We start from the raw sequence: 18,095 nt of genomic DNA, 5'->3' as shown, positions 1-18,095 counted from the left end.
CTTGTGGTTTTTAACGCAGCGGAATTTCCCGCAAGGTTAGATCAACCGGCCAGCAAAAGCGAACGCTGGCGCCGCCCAGCGGACTGGATTCAATCGTCACATTGCCGCTCAGCGCCTGGGCAATAGAGTGCACAATCGCAAGTCCCAGTCCGCAGCCGCCTGTAGCGCGATCGCGGCTGGGGTCCAGCCGGACAAAGGGTTCGAAAACCCGTTCACGCTCTTCAGGCGGAATGCCGGGACCGTCATCTTCCACCTGCAGACACCCTATCGGACCGTCGAACCACAAACTGACGCGCAGCCGCTGTTGCGCATAACGCAGCGCATTGTTCACCAGGTTATCCAGTACCCGCTCCATCAGGCGGGTATCAGAAATGCCGATGTTTTCACGCTGCGGCAGCTCAAGGTCGAGCCGCACGTCGGGATTAATGGTGCGGAAATCGTCAAGCCGCTCGCGCAGCCAGTTGGCCAAATCCAGTGTTTTCAGATTGAGATCGACGCGCGGCCGGTCAAGACGTGCATAGGTCAGGAGCTCCTCAATCAGGCTTTCGAGCTGGCCGATGTCGCGATTCAGCGCCACCCGTTCGCCATCCGTGAGGTTGTCGCTCATCTCCAGCCGGTAACGCAGGCGCACCAGCGGTGTGCGCAGCTCATGCGCAATACCGTCTATTAGCTGCTTCTTACTGGCAACCAGCGTATTGATGTTCTCAGCCATCTGGTTAAAGGCGATGCCGAGCCGGAACAGGCTGGAGGTGCTGTCGAAATGGGTGCGCACGTCCAGCTCGCCACGGCCAAAGCGCTGTGCCGCTTTTTCCAGTCGCTGCATCTCCTGCCAGTGGGGGCGCAGCCAGATAAATACCGGCAGCGCCAGTGACATACCTATAAAGATCAGCAGGGCAATATCCAGCAGTCGCATCTGATGCAGATAGAAGAGATAGGGAATCGGCCCGACTGACAACACGTAGTGGCTGCGCGGAATGTGCTGCAAAAAGGTGTATTGATCGTCGAGCGCCACGATCTCTCCGGCGCGCAACCGACGCATGTTGCCTTCATCAAGCTGATATTTGTTCATCGGCTCGATGTGCAGATCGAACGACAGGCCGAGATCGAGACTCTTGATGGTTTTATTCCAGTCACGCGGGGGGATCTCGCGCAGTTCGCTGCGGATCAGGTAGAGCGAACTGGCCATCAGGTCATTCATCGACTGGCGGCCCGCGCGTTCAGCGGTGAACTTGTAGACCAGCCCCACCAGCAGCGCCATCACCAGAAAGCAGACAAACAGCAGCAGATAAAACTGAATAAAAAGCTTTCTCATAGTCCGCGGGTATCCCAGGCCTGGGGCGCAAACAGATAGCCTTTGTTACGAATGGTTTTAATGCGGAACGGCTCGGTGGCGCTGTCGTGCAGCTTTTTGCGCAACCGGGAGATGGCCACGTCGATGCTGCGGTCAAGGCCGTCATAGCTGACCCCGCGCAACGTTTTCAGCAGCGCATCACGGTTAAGCGTCTGGCCTGCATGGCTGGCGAGTACCCACAGCAGATCGAAATCCGCAGTGGAAAGGGCGATCTGCTCGTCAAACAGCGTGACCTGGCGGTTCAGCGCATCGATGGTCAGCGAGCCAAAACGCAGCATACGGTTGGCGGCGGGTGCGCTGGGCGCATCGTCCGGCTGTCCCTGCTGCGACTGACGCAGATGAAGGCGCAGGCGGGCTAGCAGTACCGCCGGCGGCGTGGTTTTCAGAATGTAATCCTGCGCACCCATCTCCAGGGCCAGAATATGGTTCATGTCGCTGTCCAGTGAGGTGAGCAGCACGATCGGCCCCTGCCAGTTGGCCCGCAGGTCACGGCAGATAGTCATGCCATCTTTGCCTGGCAACATGATATCCAGCATCACCAGATCGGGCTGCTGTTCGGCAATGACCGCTTCAGCACGGTCGCCGCGCATCTCGACAATCACCTCAATATCATGACGACCCAGATAGGCCGCAATCAGAGAGCCCACTTCGGGTTCATCTTCTACATAAACAATTTTGTTCATAGTTCACAAAGCAGAAACAGGGATGGACGGAAGCATATCTTTTCCTGGTCCTGAGCTCTACGTTACCGCACGAAATATCCGTGGCTTGCTGGTATATAACCGGCAAAATGTGCAATCATTAGCGCGGCCTTTTTGCGCCAGGTTTGGGATATTGATGATTACCATGAGGAGCGTTAGTGTGTCTGATAAAGAGCTGGCATCAGCCATATACCCCGACCGCATCTGCTTCAATTACAGTGACTTTCTCTCCGCTTCCTGCAAAAAGCGCTGGAGCTTCGTCGATGCTATTTATGGTGTGATGCCGATATTTGGCATGGTGACACGTAAATCGGCACACCGCTTACAGGGCAGTGACGACCCGTTAAAAGAATTAGCATTACAAATCATTTCTACTCAGGTCAGCGACGAAATTAATATCGCGCGCCTGATTACCCTTGCGGAACAACAGCAGATTAGTCGCTTCGATATTCAGCTTCCTTATCCGCTTTCGGCGGAGCAGCTGGACGCGATCCATCATGAATATTCCAGGCCGCTGAATCTGACACAGCAGGATGACCTGCTGTGTGTCTCAATACCTGTGCAGTCGCACTGAGAGCCTCTCCCATCAGGCTCTGAACCTGGGCAGTGCTCACCATCCTCACGTACTATCTGTACGCCTGGTTGCTCCGCGCTGGCCGGGTTCGCACTGCCTGCAACCATTACGCCTGCCGGGCCAGGCGTTAAGTTGTCAGCTGCCACACGGCGGGCAGCGTCGCGGCAATCAGCAATCCCATTGCAATCCGCTCCAGCGAGGTCAGCGCAAACTCTGCGCGGCCACCGCGTCGTGCAAACAGAAACAGCAGCAGGCCCGGTGTATAGAGCACCACTGACATCATCAGGTGCAATGGCCCCGAGGCGTAAAGCAGCCAGATGCCATACAGGCTGGCACCGATACCGGTCGCCATCGCCAGCGGCTTATGCTGTCCGCGTACCACTTTGATCAGATACAACCCCACCAGCAGATAGGGCACCAGAATCATCTCAGAGGCGATGGTCAGCAGGTTGTTGTAGTTCGCACCTGTCAGGGCAATCAGGATCAGGCAGAGCTGAATACTGCCGTTGGTCAGCCACAGTGAGGCGGCTGGCGCGTTATGGCGGTTTTGTCGGGCGATACTGCGTGGAAATGCACCCTGTTGCGCGGCAATCAGCGGCACTTCAGCGGCCATAATCGTCCAGCTCAGATAGGCACCGCACACCGAGATAACCAGACCCACCGCAATCACCGCATCGCCCCAGTTGCCCATCAGTCGGGTCATCAATCCCGCCATGGAGGGGTTACGCATCTGAGCCAGTTCAGCACGTGGAACCACGCCAAGCGACAGCAGTGTCACCAGCAGATAGACCAGCAACGCTGCCAGCACGGCGAATAGTGTAGCCCGGCCCACATCCTTTTTCTGGCGCGCGCGTGCAGAGACCACCACCGCCCCCTCGACGCCAATAAAGACCCACAGGGTAATCAGCATGGTCTGCTTGACCTGCTCCCATAGCGGTTGCCCCAGCGTGATGCCGGAAAAGTCAAAGCGGAAGCGATCATAGTTGAACGCCATCACCGCCAGCACAATAAACAGCAGCAGCGGCACCAGCTTGCCGAGCGTCGCCATCAGATTAATGCTGGCAGCGGTCTGAACGCCGCGCAGCACCAGCCAGTGAACCAGCCACAACAGCACGGAGGCACCCAGCATCGCCTGCCAGGTGTTGCCATCGCCAAAGATAATCCGGTCCGGCGTATCGGTGAAGAAGCTCAGGGCAGAGAAGACAATCACCAGATAGGAGACGTTGGCGATCACGGCGCACAGCCAGTAGCCCCACGCGGAGCAGAAGCCCATCAGCTCGCCGAAACCGGCACGGGCATAGGTAAAGATGCCACCATCCAGCTCGGGTTTAAGGCGGGTCAGCAGCAGCATCGCCAGCGACAGAAAGATGATGCCGACGCCGGTAATCAGCCAGCCCAGCAGCAGCGCCGCCGGACCGGCCACTGCAGCCATATTTTGCGGAAGACTGAACACGCCTGCGCCCAGCATTGAGCTGAGCACCAGCGCCGTCAGCGCACCGAGACCTAATTTTTTCTCCAAAACAACCTTCCCGCTAGCATATATGGCTGGGTAAATCGGATTCTGTCGCTGGGTTATGTCACACCAAAGGCACAATACAGGGACAATATCCGGTAAAACAGGCGGAGGATTTTACGGAGTGTGGCAGGGGATGGCAATGCGTGACTATGCAAAACAGCGCAGGAATTATGCAAACAGCAGGGCGGCAGGCGCCGCCCTGAGGAGGATTACTTAAACAGGTCAGCCGTGACGGTCAGGTTACCGCCACTCTGGTTCTGCCACTGGCGGGTAACGTGGTAGAACTTGGCACCTTTGTCCGCCGCACGCTTCGCCACTTCTTCTGAAATCTCAGTTGGCGTACCGAAGTGACCGGTGAAGGTTACGGTATCGAACGGCTGCATCTGAGCAGCAGTAATGGCATTCACTTCCTGCACCGATTTGCCGTTTGGCAGATTAACGGTATAGCGCTTGCCGGTAGAGCTTTGGGTTTCGAAGAAACGGCCCACTTTGTTGCTTGGCGTTTCAGACGAGGCCACGCCTGGAATCTCTACGTTAGCCGCCGCAGCGCCACCGGTTGCCAGTGCGGCTTTACCCGCTTCTGAATCGGCAGGAATCGCATTTGGTGTCTGCACCGCGCGCTCTTTAGCATCCGCTTTATAGACATAGGCGGTGACATACTGATTGCCGCCGCTGTTGGCATCGATCTGGCGAACGATAAAGAAGGAGGCTGCGCCTTTCTGTTTTGCGGCTTTCGAAATTGCGTCGTTTACATCCGGCTGGCTGGCAAAGAAGCCGCTGACCGAAACGGTATCGAAGGGTTCGAGTTTATACGCTTCTGCTTTTGGCAGTTCGTTTACGCCGTTGAAACGACGGTAGGTCGTTGACTCTGTGGCTGCCGGGGCATCGGCTTTATAGAGGTCAGCCGTAACGCGCCAGTTACCGCTGTTGCCGTTGCTGTCGTTGATCGCCTGAATGTAATAAGAGGCAGCGCCCATCTGATCTGCACGCTTAGATACCGCATCGGCAGCGTCGCCAATTGCGTTGAAACGGCCGGTGATATTAATACGTTCGAATGGCTTCAACGCGGCCGCTTTTTCTGGCGTAAGTTCCTGCGCAGCGAATGCGTTGGCTGCCAGCAGGGACAACAGAGTAGTCGCCAGAATAGTGTTCTTCAGCTTCATAAAAATAATCCTTCGCCTTACGCAAAAATGAGTACGAAAACGTGCTGGACTCTTGATGTATAACAGAATAGCCGCTGATTATTGCATGTTATAAACAGACTGTCGCAGCGATTTTTTGTGTCAGATCGCGTTATTCAACCATGATTTTTTCATTTGTTTGTCATCAAACGCAGTTATGGCCAGTTTTAGTGACAGTTACCACTAAAAGCGGTAACTGTTAGCGCTAAAATAGTTAATGCATTGTTAAATAAAGGTTTTTGTTGTTGATTAATTCGTCCTGGTACAATTGTTTCTGGCAGATTATCTGCCTGTGAGACTATTTTGCAGTGGGATAACGCAGGTTTCTTAACAGAACACTGCATAATTGGGTGAATGTCATCACTCTGCGTAGGCGCTGTAGATCGCTCGTCACATTTTCAGTAGGTTATAAACACTTTGAAATACCTGCGTTTCGTCCAAAAGCGGCTGAAATCGCGTTTCAGTCGCGCTCTCGTGGTGCAGGTTCGGGCCATCATCCTTTAACCGATGAAAGGAAACACTATGTTAATTGGAATACCCAAGGAAAGGTTGCCAAACGAGTCGCGCGTGGCCGCCACGCCTAAGACCGTGGAACAACTCATCAAGCTGGGTTTCAGCGTCACCCTTGAGCATGACGCCGGTAAACGCGCCAGCTTCGATGATGAAAGCTATATCGCAGCCGGTGCCACACTCAGCGACAGAGAGCAGGTCTGGCAGTCCGATATCGTGCTGAAGGTGAATGCGCCGGATGACGAAGAGATTGCGCTGACGCGTGCGGGCAGCACGCTGGTCAGTTTTATCTGGCCCGCACAGAATCCCGATCTGTTGTCAAAGCTGGCCGCACGTCAGGTCACGGTAATGGCAATGGATTCAGTGCCGCGTATTTCACGGGCGCAGTCGCTGGATGCCCTGAGCTCTATGGCGAACATTGCCGGTTATCGCGCCATTGTCGAAGCCGCCCATGAATTTGGTCGCTTCTTTACCGGTCAGATCACGGCAGCCGGTAAAGTGCCACCGGCAAAAGTGATGGTAATTGGAGCCGGCGTTGCCGGGCTGGCCGCGATTGGCGCAGCGGGCAGCCTGGGCGCGATTGTCCGGGCGTTTGATACCCGTCCCGAAGTCAAAGAGCAGGTGCAGAGTATGGGCGCCGAATTCCTCGAGCTCGACTTTGAAGAGGAAGCGGGCAGCGGCGACGGCTATGCCAAAGTCATGTCCGAGGCTTTCATCAAAGCTGAGATGGCGCTGTTTGCCAGTCAGGCCAGAGACGTGGACATCATTGTCACCACGGCGCTGATCCCAGGCAAACCGGCTCCGAAACTGATCACCGAAGAGATGGTCGCCAGCATGAAGCCGGGCAGCGTCATTGTTGATCTGGCGGCGCAGACCGGCGGCAACTGCGCGCTGACCGTCGCTGACCAGGTTACCGTCACGCCGAATGGCGTGAAAATCATCGGTTACACCGATCTGCCCAGCCGTCTGGCGACACAATCCTCCCAGCTCTACGGCACCAATCTGGTCAATCTGATCAAGCTGCTGTGTAAAGAGAAAAATGGCGAAATCCAGGTCGATTTCGAAGATGTGGTGGTGCGTGGCGTCACCGTGGTACGCGATGGTGAAGTGACCTGGCCAGCCCCGCCGATTCAGGTCTCCGCCGCCCCACAGGCTGCCGCTGCCGCCGCGAAGCCGTCAGAAAAGATTGAGGCGAAGCCCGTTTCACCGTGGCGTAAATATCTGCTGATCGCCCTGGCTATTGTGCTGTTTGGCTGCCTGGCAAACGTGGCACCGGCCGACTTCCTCTCCCATTTTACCGTGTTCGCGCTCGCCTGCGTGGTGGGGTATTACGTGGTCTGGAACGTCAGTCATGCGCTGCATACACCGCTGATGTCCGTAACCAATGCCATTTCCGGCATCATTGTTATCGGTGCGGTCTTGCAGATGGGCCACGGTGGCTGGGTCACCTTTATCTCCTTTATTGCCGTGCTGATTGCCAGCATCAATATCTTTGGTGGCTTCACCGTCACCCAGCGCATGCTGAAAATGTTTCGTAAGGGGTAACACATGTCTGGCGGATTAGTCACTGCAGCCTATATTGTGGCTGCGATTCTGTTCATCTGTAGCCTTGCTGGTCTTTCGCGTCATGAGACCTCTAAGCGGGGTAATATTTTCGGTATCAGCGGTATGGCGATTGCGCTAATCGCCACCATATTTGGCCCGGACAGCGGTAATGTGGTCTGGATCCTGCTGGCGATGGTCATCGGCGGCGCTATCGGCATTCGTCTGGCGAAGAAAGTCGAAATGACGGAAATGCCAGAGCTGGTGGCGATTCTGCACAGCTTTGTTGGTCTGGCCGCAGTGCTGGTGGGCATCAACAGCTATATCGACCATGCGCCTGGCCTGCCAGCGGTGATGGAGAATATCCATCTCAGTGAAGTGTTTATCGGTATCTTTATCGGTGCCGTCACCTTCACCGGCTCGCTGGTGGCGTTTGGCAAACTGTGCGGCAAAATCTCTTCACGGCCGTTAGCGTTACCGCATCGTCACAAGCTGAATCTGCTGGCGCTGGTGGTTTCGTTCCTGCTGCTGTTGTGGTTTGTTAACACCAGCAGCACGGCTGTACAGGTGTTTGCACTCTTGCTGATGACGGTCATTGCGCTGGCGTTTGGCTGGCATCTGGTCGCGTCGATTGGCGGCGCGGATATGCCGGTCGTGGTATCGATGCTTAACTCCTATTCAGGCTGGGCCGCCGCCGCTGCCGGTTTCATGTTGAGCAACGATCTGCTGATTGTGACCGGTGCGCTGGTGGGGTCATCCGGTGCGATTCTCTCCTACATCATGTGCAAAGCGATGAACCGTTCGTTTATCAGCGTGATCGCGGGCGGCTTTGGTACTGAAGCCAGCAGTGGCGATGAAAGTCAGGAAGCGGGCGAGCATCGTGAGATTACGGCTGAAGAGACCGCTGAGATGCTCAAGGCTTCCAGCTCGGTGATTATCACCCCAGGCTACGGCATGGCGGTAGCGCAGGCGCAGTATCCGGTCGCGGAAATGACTGCCCGACTGCGTGCGCTTGGCATCAAAGTTCGCTTCGGTATCCATCCGGTGGCGGGGCGTCTGCCGGGTCACATGAACGTGCTGCTGGCAGAGGCGAAAGTGCCTTATGACGTGGTGCTGGAGATGGATGAGATCAACGACGATTTCAGTGACACCGACACGGTGCTGGTCATTGGCGCTAACGACACGGTCAACCCGGCGGCGCAGGATGATCCCCGCAGTCCGATTGCGGGCATGCCGGTGCTGGAAGTGTGGAAGGCGCACAACGTGATAGTGTTCAAACGCTCAATGAACACTGGCTATGCCGGGGTGCAGAATCCGCTGTTCTTCAAAGAGAATAGCCAGATGCTGTTTGGTGATGCCAAAGCCAGCGTGGAAGCGATTCTCAAAGCGCTGTAATAAAAAAAGGGCGGCTAATCAGCCTAATGCTGGTCAGTTAAGATTAGATTTGTAAAGGCTGTCACGGTCAGACGTGGCAGCTTTTTTTCCGGGCGAGCGAGCCGCAGTGCGGGCCAGAGCACCTCTGCTGCTGCCGGGCCGTCCTCGCGCCGCTCACGCGGTACCTTCGGCTTTGACGTCGTGCCGACGAACCGTTCGGGGATCGGCCCTCCCTGGCCGGCCCCGAACTGTCCACGCTTCCCGGCGTGGACTTCTGGCCCACCGTCACGCCTCAGCGCTGCGGATAATCCTTTCATCAGCAGAGGCGCTCAGGCCTTCACTATCGTGCCCTTTTTAACAGCTGGCACTGAAGCTTCAGTGCAGGCCGGTGGCGATCAGGAGCAGGCAATCCGCAGCGCTGAACAGAATGAGTCTGCCAGGAGAGCCCGCAGGACGCGGGCGAAAGGCGGGGCGGCACAGGATGTGCCATCCCCGGCGGTCCGTCAGGCAGAGGAATGAAGTGAAGGAACCGCGCAGCGGCGCGAGGACCGCCAGCCCCTGAGCGGCACCAGACTGCGTTATCACCTGTCGCTTAACTGTGACAGGCATTACGGCTAATCAGCCGCCCTCTCTGTTTCTGAGGAGGATTAATCCTCCTCATCCTCTTCATCATCCAGGTCAATCGGCGATTTGAAATCGTCCGGCTTAAGCGCCAGCAGATCGCAACGCAGATGATCAATCACCTGTTCCGCCGTATTGCCGAGGAATGCCGCCGACAGTCCGGTGCGTCCAATCGTGCCCAGCACCACCACACCAGCTCCCAGATGTGCCGCCAGATCGGGGATGACCTCTTCCGGCAGGCCTTTAGCCACATGGGTGAACTCTTCACCAATCGAGAACTTCTGCCGTAGCGCTTTCATTGCCACAAGATGCTGACCACGGATCGCGTCGTTGTAGACGCTGGGATCAAAATCGGGCAGTTCGATAGCAATATTGATAGGGGTAATCGGGTAAGCACCGACCAGATGCACTTCGGTCTGATTCACCTTTTCCGCCAGGATCACCGTTTCACGAATCAGCTTCTGATTCAGGCCATCGTGATGCGGCTCTTCGCTGGCAAGATTGACCGCCACAATCGCTTTACCGCCTTCCGGCCACGGCTGATCTTTGACCATCCACACCGGACACGGGCATTTACGCAGCAGGTGCCAGTCAGTTGGAGTGAAAATCACTGACTCAAGGCGATCATGCTGATGCGCCATCTTAAGCACCAGGTCATGCTGGTGAGCGAGCACTTCCTGAATAATGGCTTCGTAGGGACGGTTGTGCCAGATCACTTTGATGTCAATTTCGACACCGGCATCAAGATAAGCGCGGGCCTGCTCGCGGATCCATTCGGTACGCTGGCTGATCACGCCCTGGCGCATCGACGCGCGCTCATCCGGCGAAAGCAGGGTGGTCATCTCATATGAGAAGTCATAGATAGGCAGGAAGGCTTTAATTCTTCCGCCAAGACGTTGATTCAGATAGACCGCACGTCGCAGCGCGGGCTGATCGTCTTGCTGGGCATCAATGGCGACCAGAACATTTTGGTACTGGGACATGAGGCGTTCTCCTTAAACCAGAGCGACTGGAATAAAGATAGCCTATGTTGCACAGCGGAAGAAGTGAAAAAGTTACTGCCGGATCAACAAAATAAGATTTATTGATCCGGCTGAGGATCAGGCGGCCTGGTGGCTCTAACCGGCGAGCTCTTCCAGCAGGGCGTGGTTTTCAATCGTGATGTATTTGCCTTTCACCGCCAGCATACCGGACTTCTGAAAACGCCCCAGCAGGCGGCTGATGGTTTCAACCGTCAGGCCCAGGTAATTACCGATATCGCCACGCGTCATGGTGAGGCGGAATTCGCGCTGTGAAAAGCCGCGCTGGCCAAAACGACGGGAAAGGTTCCAGATAAACGCCGCCAGGCGCTCTTCAGCATTTTTCTTCGACAGCAGCAGGATCATGTCCTGATCGCCTTTGATTTCACCGCTCATCAGACGCATCATCTGCTGACGCAGGGCCGGCATTTTGCCCGACAAATCATCAAGCGTTTCAAAAGGGATCTCACACACCATTGCCGTTTCCAGCGCCTGCGCAAAGCTGGGATGGCTGGAGCCCATAATCGCGTCAAAGCCGACTAAATCGCCCGCCAGATGGAAACCGGTGATTTGCTCATCACCCTGTTCAGTGATGGTGTAGCTTTTAATGGTGCCGGAGCGAATCGCATACAGAGACTTAAGTTCATCGCCTGCTTTGAAAAGCGTTTGCCCTTTCTGAATCGGTTTTTTACGCTCAATGATATTGTCGAGCTGATCCAGCTCATGTTCATTTAGCGTAAAGGGGATGCAGAGCTGACTGATGCTGCAATCCTGGCAGTGAATGGCACAACCGCCCGACTGAATACGACGAATGCTGCGTTTTTCAGGGATCATAATGGTTTGCTCGACGATTATTGACTGGGGTCAATTTTAACATTTTTTGTGCTGAAGGGAACTCATCCGAGCAGTTTTACACTTACAAATATTATGGACTAAGCACACAACGACAAACGCTGATGTGACGGGCTTCTCAGAATCCCGACAGTGCCGACTGTCAAGAAAACTTTCCGCTTATGTGATCTGTCACACGCTTCTGCACTGGCAGTGACTTTCGAAAAAGTGGGGTGGGCCGGTGATTCCAGCTTTTGCTACGCTAACGGGTAAAGCGTGATTTGCACATTCCATCAATTTTAACCAGGTGTGAGAAAACCATGAACCTTGATGATAATGATCTCTTTCGGGATGCCATGGGCGATGTCACGCCGTTAAAAGACACCACCACAACCTTGTGGCTCAAAGCACCCTCAACGAAGGCGCCACGAAAACCGCCAGGTGAATCTGAGCTGGAGAATTTCCTGACCCGGGGCGATCTGGAGATCGTTTCACTCAATACCCCGCTGGAATACAAAGCCGACGGCATTCAGCAGGGGATTCTGGATAAACTGCGCAGAGGTGAGTATCAGCTGGATGCCAGCCTGAACCTGTTGCGGCAACCGGTCGAAACCTGTCGTCAGGCGCTCTTTAACTTTATGATGCAGGCGCACAAACAGGGATTGCGCAATCTGCTGATCATCCACGGCAAAGGTCGTGATGATGAATCGCATGCCAACATCGTGCGCAGCTATCTGGCGCGCTGGCTAAAGCAGTTTGATGACGTACAGACCTTTTGCGTGGCCCAGACCCGGCATGGCGGGGCCGGGGCGCTTTATGTCGGATTGCGCAAAACCGATAAAGCCCGGCTTGAAAACCGCGAGCGGCATGCGAAACGCAGCCGCTAACTGTGAAACTTACGGATGGTGGACATCAGCACTTCAGCACTCAGGCTCAATTCTGCGCCGGTGCGGGTAATGATGCCCACCGGTTCGCCCGGCCCGGAAGAGGCGATCGGCAGCGCACAAACAGCGTTGTGGCTCAGATCCTCTTTAATCGCCCCGGAAGGGACGAACCAGATGTAGTCGTAGCGAAGAGCCAGCTGGCGTGCCAGTGAAGTCGAAGAGGTCTCAATGCAGTGAGGCGGAAGGGTGCAGCCCTGTTCATCCAGCATCTGCTGGGCAATCCGGCGCGGAGCGGTGCCCTCGGGCGATATCACTACCGGCCACTGCATCGCACGCGAAAGCGTGACGTTGTCACTTAAAAGCGGGTGTTCCGGCCTGACCACCAGCTTGAGTGACTCCAGAAACAGCAATTCATAGGTCAGCCCGGTCATCATGGCGCTGTCCGCCATCCGGCCAATGCCGATATCGAATTCACCGCCGCGCAAGCCCGCCAGCAGCACATTATTGTGAAGTGTCGCTACCTGAATGGTGGTGTTGGGCTGCAATTGATGAAAACGATCCAGGATGCGTGGCAGCATCCCCATCGCAGCAGTGGTTAATGCCCCCAGCCGGATAATCACCGGCGCATCGCCCGGCTGCTCATTAAAACTCTGTCCGGCATGGTTCAGCGCGTCGAGTACCCGTACCGCATGGGTCAAAAACTGCTCTCCCATGGTGGTCAGCTGCGCGCCAAGCCGGCCACGTTCAAACAGACGAACGCCAGTCAGCTCCTCCAGCTCATTCAGGGTCTTGGAGAGGGCAGGCTGGCTGAGGCTAAGCGTCTCTGCCGCCCGGCCCAGTGTGCCTTGCTGCGCAACCGCAACAAAGGTATGTAGATGGCGCAAGCGAATGCGCTGATTGAAAAGGATATTTTTTTCCATATCCTAAACTTAATGAGAATGACCGGCTTCAGGCAACTGTTTAAAATGAATTCTGTTAACTTTGCTGCAAATTTATTTTAACAAACGATTCGAAATGACCGCGTTACCCTTTAACTCTCTGATTAAAAAGCGCTCAGCCGGGTATGCCGCTGAAATACGCCATCCTCTGACTACGGTATATCAATAACTTAACAGCTAAAAATTGAATAATTCTCAATATCATATAAAAATCTGACCGCTTAAGGTTAACGATCGGCTATCATTAGCGCCGTTTTTTTTACTTAAACTGATGTCAGATTTCGTTACTCCAGAGGAGTGTTCATTGACCAGCGTCGAGGCGGTAGATGTCCGCCAGCTTATCAACCAGCAGGGGCTGAGCCACTGGCAAAAGCGGCTCATTACGCTCTGTTTTATCGTGGTAGCACTCGATGGCATGGACATTGCGATCATGGGATTTATTGCGCCGACACTGAAAGCCGCGTGGGGGGTGAGTAATCATCAGCTCGGGGTCGTCATCAGCGCAGCGTTAATCGGGCTGGCGCTGGGTGCCATGGTTGCAGGACCGCTGGCTGACCGCTATGGCCGTCGCATGATGATTATCCTCAGCGTCTTCTTTTTCGGTCTCTGGACGCTGGCAACGGCGCTGTCACAAAACATTGAGCAGATGATGCTGTTCCGTTTCCTGACCGGGCTGGGACTGGGTGCGGCGATGCCCAACGTCGGCACGCTGGTGGCGGAATATGCACCTGAGCGGCGACGGGCTTTTATCATCACGGTGGTGTTCTGCGGCTTTACCTTTGGTGCCGCCAGCGGGGGATTTGCTGCCTCCTGGCTGTTACCGCGCTATGACTGGCACTCCGTGCTGCTGCTGGGCGGTATTCTGCCGCTGCTGGTGTTGCCATTACTGATCCGCGGCCTGCCGGAGTCGGTGCGATTTCTTATCAGCCGTGGCGCACCGGCTGCCCGCATTCACGCCATCCTCGACCGGATGATGCCGGGCAAAACCGCGCCCGACTGTGCGTTTCACGCGCCTGAGGCCACCGTGCCGGTGAGCGGCGCGATAGGCACCGTACTTTCACGCCGCTATCTGTTTGGCAGCACCATGCTGTGGGGCGGCTACTTTATGGGGCTGTTCATGGTTTACCTGATTGGCAGCTGGCTGCCGTCGCTGGTCAACACCCTGGGCATGTCAGTGACCGAAGCGGCGATTATCACCGCGATGTATCAGGCGGGCGGGACGCTGGGCTCCCTGTTTGCGGGCTGGATGATGGATCGCTTCAATGCTAACCTGGCCCTGGCGGCGATCTACGGCTGCGGCGGGCTGTTTATTGTGGCACTGGGCTTTTCACCCGCGGAAGTGGGCATGATGAGTGCGATCGCCTTTTGCAGTGGCTTCTGTTTCAACGGGGCCAATACCGGTATGAATGCCTTATCCGCCAGCTATTATCCTACCCATGCCCGCGCTACCGGTTCCAGCTGGATGCATGGAGTGGGCCGCATCGGCGCGATTTTAAGCGCCTTTGTTGGCGCAGAGATGATGTCTCTTGGATGGTCTTTCAGCGTAATCTTTCTGCTGCTGGCAATACCGGCTGTGATCACTACCCTGATGCTGCTGTTAAAAAACCGCTACGGCTTTAAGCCGATCACAGATTCGTGATTTTTTCCGCTGAGGCCAGCGCGTTGCATTACATTAGCAGCAACGCTAACGGTGTCAGGTGGATAAGATGGACAACTTTCTCAGTGCGGATCTCATCCGCACCCGTTTCTCTCAGGCGATGTCAGCTATGTATCAGCAGGAAGTGCCGCAATATGGCACGCTGATGCAGCTGGTGGCGACCGTCAACGATCGCGCGCTGGAAGCGAATATCGCGCTGAAAGATCGTCTCACCGCAGCCGATGAGATCGGCCGACTCAATCTGGAACGTCACGGTGCAATCCGTGTGGGCACGGCAGACGAATTAGCCACACTGCGGCAGCTGTTTGCGGTGATGGGAATGCACCCGGTTGGCTATTACGATCTCTCTCAGGCTGGTGTGCCGGTTCACTCCACGGCGTTCCGGCCGATCACCGATGCGGCGTTGCGCCGCAATCCCTTTCGGGTCTTTACCTCGCTGTTACGCCCTGAACTGATCGACGACCACGGGCTGCGTGAAAAGGCGGCGGAGATTCTTGCCGCGCGCGACATTTTCACCCCCCGTTGCCGGGCGCTATTGGAACTTCATCAGCAGCAGGGCGGTTTAACTGACGAGCAGGCCACTGAGTTTGTTACCGAAGCACTGGAAACCTTCCGCTGGCACGCCCACAGCAGCGTGGACAGTCAGACCTATCAGGCGCTGAACCAGCAGCATCGGCTGATCGCTGACGTGGTCTGCTTCCCCGGCTGCCACATCAACCATCTCACGCCGCGCACGCTGGATATCGACCGCGTACAGCAACTGATGCCGTCGCGTGGTATCGATCCGAAAACCCTGATTGAGGGACCGCCGCGTCGTCAGGTACCGATCCTGTTACGTCAGACCAGCTTTAAAGCGCTGGAAGAGCCGATCATCTTTCAGGATGGGCATCAGGGAACCCATACTGCACGCTTCGGTGAAATTGAGCAGCGCGGCGTGGCGCTGACGCCTCAGGGCCGTGCGCTTTACGATCGGCTGCTCAGCGAGGCGGGCAGCGGTCAGGATAATCAGCAGCATCAGCAACATCTGGCGGCGATTTTCCGTGACTTCCCCGACGACGAAACCACGCTGCGCCAGCAGGAGCTGGCCTGGTTCCATTATCGCCTGAGTGAAAAGGGCATCGCGACGCCGCCGGCTCAGGGTGAATCGCTGGAGACTCTCATCGAAGAAGGTCGTGTGCTGGCAGACCCCATCATCTATGAAGATTTTCTGCCCGTCAGCGCGGCGGGCATTTTTCAGTCCAACCTCGGCGATCGGGCGCAGGTTCGTTCGGCGGGACAGGCGAGCCGCCAGGCATTTGAAGCCGCGCTGGGCGCTGTCGTGCTGGATGAGATGGCGTTATACGAAGAGCGGCAGCAGCGCTCGCTGGCGCAGTGTGGCTTACGGCCAGACTGACGCCTCTGCGGGCAACAGGCGCGTTGCCCGCAACACTTTCTCTGCACTCGCCCTGCTAAGGCCAGTGGACCTGAAGTAGAGCAACGCGGGTAATATGCTGACAGGACTGGGGAAAAACAACGCTTTACCGCTCAGCGCAGGTTTACCCGCGTGAGTATCTTAATCTATTAGCAGACGGACTGATTAGCAGCAGCACAACCGCACGTGATAACAGAGCAACGACGCGCCACTCCGGCGCTGGCAGCGTCATTGACCAATTGCGAAAAGATAAACAACGTTAAATCATAACCGTAACTGACTCTCTGAACCTGTTGATGAGCATGTTCACGCCTGCCCCTCACGCTTCGGCATATTCTGCAAATCCCTTCCGTACCTGGACAATGCTGGCGGGCCTGCAAATAATGGAGGGACGTTTGAACAGGGAAACAGGAATGAAAAACGAAACAGGTCTGAGGATCATGACTGCTGAGGGGGAGTTGCGTGGATGCATGGACGATGACCTTTTCGTATTCAAAGGCATACCTTATGCGGCGGCACCGCTTGGCGCACTGCGCTGGCGTCCGCCTCAGCCGGTTACGCCCTGGCAGCAGGTGCGCGACGCCACCGCGTTTGGGGCTTCCGGCTGGCAAAATCGCACTTACTGCCAGGCCGTGGGCGGTGGCGATCCGGGTGAGTTCAGCGAAGACTGCCTCTACCTTAATGTCTGGACGCCCGATGTCGCGCCCGTGAAACCCCTGCCGGTGATGGTATGGCTGCACGGTGGTGGTTACACCATTGGTGCTGGCGGGCTGGCACCTTACAACGGCAAGCCGATGGCTTCACGCGGCGCGGTGGTGGTGACGCTCAACTACCGGCTAGGCCATCTCGGTTTCTTTTCTCATCCGGCCCTGGATGCTGAATACCCTGTTGCCAGCACGGTGAACAATTTTGGCCTGCTGGATCAGATTGCCGCACTGCAGTGGGTGCAGCGCAACATTCCTGCCTTTGGCGGCGACCGCCGCAATGTGACACTCTTCGGTGAATCCTCAGGCGCACGCAGCGTGCTGTCACTCTGCTGTTCGCCACTGGCCGAAGGGCTGTTTCATAAAGGGATTGTGCAGAGCGCCTACAGCCTGCCTGACACGCCGCTGAAAAAAGCGCGTCAGCAGGGTATGGCGGTGGCCCGCCATTTTGGTCTGCCGCCCGATGCCAGCGCTGATGACCTGCGCGCACTGCCTGCCGATGCTTTCTGGTCGCTGGAAGGGCCGCTGGCGATCCCGCCGGTGCCGATTGCGGGTGATGCTGTCCTGCCTGAGCCGATGCTGAAAACCTTTATGGCTGCAAAACAGCACCGTCTGCCGCTGATGGCGGGCAGCAACAGCGATGAAGCCAGCGTGCTGGAATATTTTGGCGTGGATGCCACCGCGGTGCTGCATCAGTTACGCGATAAAAATCGGCTCACTTACCGGACGCTGAAATGGATGTATGACATTCATGACGATCAGCGGCTGGGACGTGCTGTGGCACGCGATATGGCCTTCAGCCTGGTGCCGTGGCTGGTGATGCGGGCGCAGCACAATGCCGGAATGCCAGGCTGGCGCTACTGGTTTGATTATGTCTCTGAACATGCCCGTGACCTCTATCCGCACGGCACCTGGCACGGCAACGAAGTGCCTTATGTGCTGAACACGCTGAGTCAGATGCCGGATCCCAACGAAGAACGGCCCTTCAGTGAGGCCGATCGGGCATTTGCGGCGCGTGTCAGCGAGTACTGGTTTACTTTTGCCCGTGATGCAACGGAATATAAGCATCAGCTGGAGGGGGAAGTCGTGTGGCCAGCCTGGCACCCGGGCTCTGACGTGACAATGTCACTCGGTGATGATCGGAAGAGCGGGCTGGTTTTGAAGCGAAACTTTATGCGCGCTCGTATGCGGCTTTTCCGGCTATTAATGACTCGTATGGTCAGGCTTTAAGCGATGGGTCATGGTTAGCCTGCTAACCATCAAATTGCGCGAATGGAATTA

The 18,095-nt window shown here is 56.2% G+C and carries 14 protein-coding genes; 7 read left to right on the top strand and 7 right to left on the bottom strand.

The window, feature by feature from the left end; translation table 11 throughout:
• Window positions 1–10: 10 nt before the first annotated feature.
• Both rstB and rstA read right to left on the bottom strand, forming a co-directional pair.
• Window positions 11–1,312, bottom strand: a complete 1,302-nt coding sequence (gene rstB, locus PAG01S_RS03495) for a two-component system sensor histidine kinase RstB (protein ID WP_010244663.1) — start codon at window positions 1,310–1,312, stop codon at window positions 11–13.
• Window positions 1,309–2,034 (bottom strand): two-component system response regulator RstA, encoded by a 726-nt coding sequence (gene rstA / locus PAG01S_RS03490; protein ID WP_010244666.1) that lies wholly within the window; start codon window positions 2,032–2,034, stop codon window positions 1,309–1,311. The genes rstB and rstA overlap by 4 nt, the downstream gene beginning before the upstream one ends.
• A 178-nt stretch (window positions 2,035–2,212) precedes the next feature.
• Between rstA and PAG01S_RS03485 the strand changes: the two genes are divergently transcribed.
• Complete coding sequence (locus tag PAG01S_RS03485) at window positions 2,213–2,626, top strand: hypothetical protein (protein ID WP_010244668.1); 414 nt, start codon at window positions 2,213–2,215, stop codon at window positions 2,624–2,626.
• A gap of 127 nt (window positions 2,627–2,753) precedes the next feature.
• Here the strand turns inward: PAG01S_RS03485 and PAG01S_RS03480 are convergent, their stop codons facing one another.
• Window positions 2,754–4,145 (bottom strand): basic amino acid/polyamine antiporter, encoded by a 1,392-nt coding sequence (locus tag PAG01S_RS03480; RefSeq protein ID WP_010244671.1) that lies wholly within the window; start codon window positions 4,143–4,145, stop codon window positions 2,754–2,756.
• A 206-nt stretch (window positions 4,146–4,351) separates the two neighbouring features.
• A complete protein-coding gene (ydgH, locus tag PAG01S_RS03475; RefSeq protein WP_010244673.1) occupies window positions 4,352–5,305 on the bottom strand; it encodes a DUF1471 family protein YdgH in 954 nt (317 codons plus the stop codon).
• Between the two features lie 540 nt (window positions 5,306–5,845).
• Here ydgH and pntA point away from each other — a divergent pair.
• On the top strand, window positions 5,846–7,378 hold the full coding sequence (pntA, locus tag PAG01S_RS03470) for a Re/Si-specific NAD(P)(+) transhydrogenase subunit alpha (RefSeq protein ID WP_062757705.1): 1,533 nt from the start codon (window positions 5,846–5,848) through the stop codon (window positions 7,376–7,378).
• A gap of 3 nt (window positions 7,379–7,381) precedes the next feature.
• Window positions 7,382–8,770 carry a Re/Si-specific NAD(P)(+) transhydrogenase subunit beta gene (gene pntB, locus PAG01S_RS03465; protein WP_010670206.1) on the top strand — a complete coding sequence of 463 codons (1,389 nt, stop codon included), beginning with the start codon at window positions 7,382–7,384 and terminating at the stop codon, window positions 8,768–8,770.
• Between the two features lie 626 nt (window positions 8,771–9,396).
• On the opposite strand, the gene uspE is transcribed toward pntB, so the two are convergent.
• Together uspE and fnr are read right to left on the bottom strand one after the other, a co-directional pair.
• Window positions 9,397–10,353, bottom strand: coding sequence for a universal stress protein UspE (uspE, locus tag PAG01S_RS03450; protein ID WP_010244683.1), 957 nt, complete (start codon window positions 10,351–10,353; stop codon window positions 9,397–9,399).
• A 135-nt stretch (window positions 10,354–10,488) separates the two neighbouring features.
• Complete coding sequence (fnr, locus tag PAG01S_RS03445) at window positions 10,489–11,223, bottom strand: fumarate/nitrate reduction transcriptional regulator Fnr (RefSeq protein ID WP_062757703.1); 735 nt, start codon at window positions 11,221–11,223, stop codon at window positions 10,489–10,491.
• A gap of 317 nt (window positions 11,224–11,540) precedes the next feature.
• Between fnr and smrA the strand changes: the two genes are divergently transcribed.
• Window positions 11,541–12,107 (top strand): DNA endonuclease SmrA, encoded by a 567-nt coding sequence (gene smrA / locus PAG01S_RS03440; protein WP_062757701.1) that lies wholly within the window; start codon window positions 11,541–11,543, stop codon window positions 12,105–12,107.
• Here the strand turns inward: smrA and PAG01S_RS03435 are convergent.
• Window positions 12,104–13,024: a LysR substrate-binding domain-containing protein gene (locus PAG01S_RS03435; protein ID WP_010670205.1), complete on the bottom strand. Its 921-nt coding sequence runs from the start codon at window positions 13,022–13,024 to the stop codon at window positions 12,104–12,106. The two genes, smrA and PAG01S_RS03435, sit on opposite strands and share 4 nt — an antisense overlap.
• Window positions 13,025–13,346: 322 nt before the next feature.
• Here PAG01S_RS03435 and PAG01S_RS03430 point away from each other — a divergent pair, with 322 nt between their 5' ends.
• From PAG01S_RS03430 to PAG01S_RS03420, 3 genes are all read left to right on the top strand, one after another.
• The gene (locus tag PAG01S_RS03430; RefSeq protein WP_062757699.1) at window positions 13,347–14,681 is read left to right on the top strand and encodes an MFS transporter; all 1,335 of its coding nucleotides are present in this window, start codon (window positions 13,347–13,349) and stop codon (window positions 14,679–14,681) included.
• 67 nt (window positions 14,682–14,748) lie between these two features.
• A complete protein-coding gene (gene hglS / locus PAG01S_RS03425; protein WP_062757697.1) occupies window positions 14,749–16,092 on the top strand; it encodes a 2-oxoadipate dioxygenase/decarboxylase HglS in 1,344 nt (447 codons plus the stop codon).
• Between the two features lie 431 nt (window positions 16,093–16,523).
• On the top strand, window positions 16,524–18,044 hold the full coding sequence (locus PAG01S_RS03420; protein ID WP_029519079.1) for a carboxylesterase/lipase family protein: 1,521 nt from the start codon (window positions 16,524–16,526) through the stop codon (window positions 18,042–18,044).
• Window positions 18,045–18,095: the final 51 nt, after the last annotated feature.

It is taken from the genome of Pantoea agglomerans NBRC 102470, from assembly GCF_001598475.1.
GTDB classification, from domain to species: Bacteria; Pseudomonadota; Gammaproteobacteria; order Enterobacterales; family Enterobacteriaceae; genus Pantoea; species Pantoea agglomerans.
Note: the sequence above shows the minus strand (reverse complement) of the source record. Positions and strands in the feature narration are given on the sequence as shown.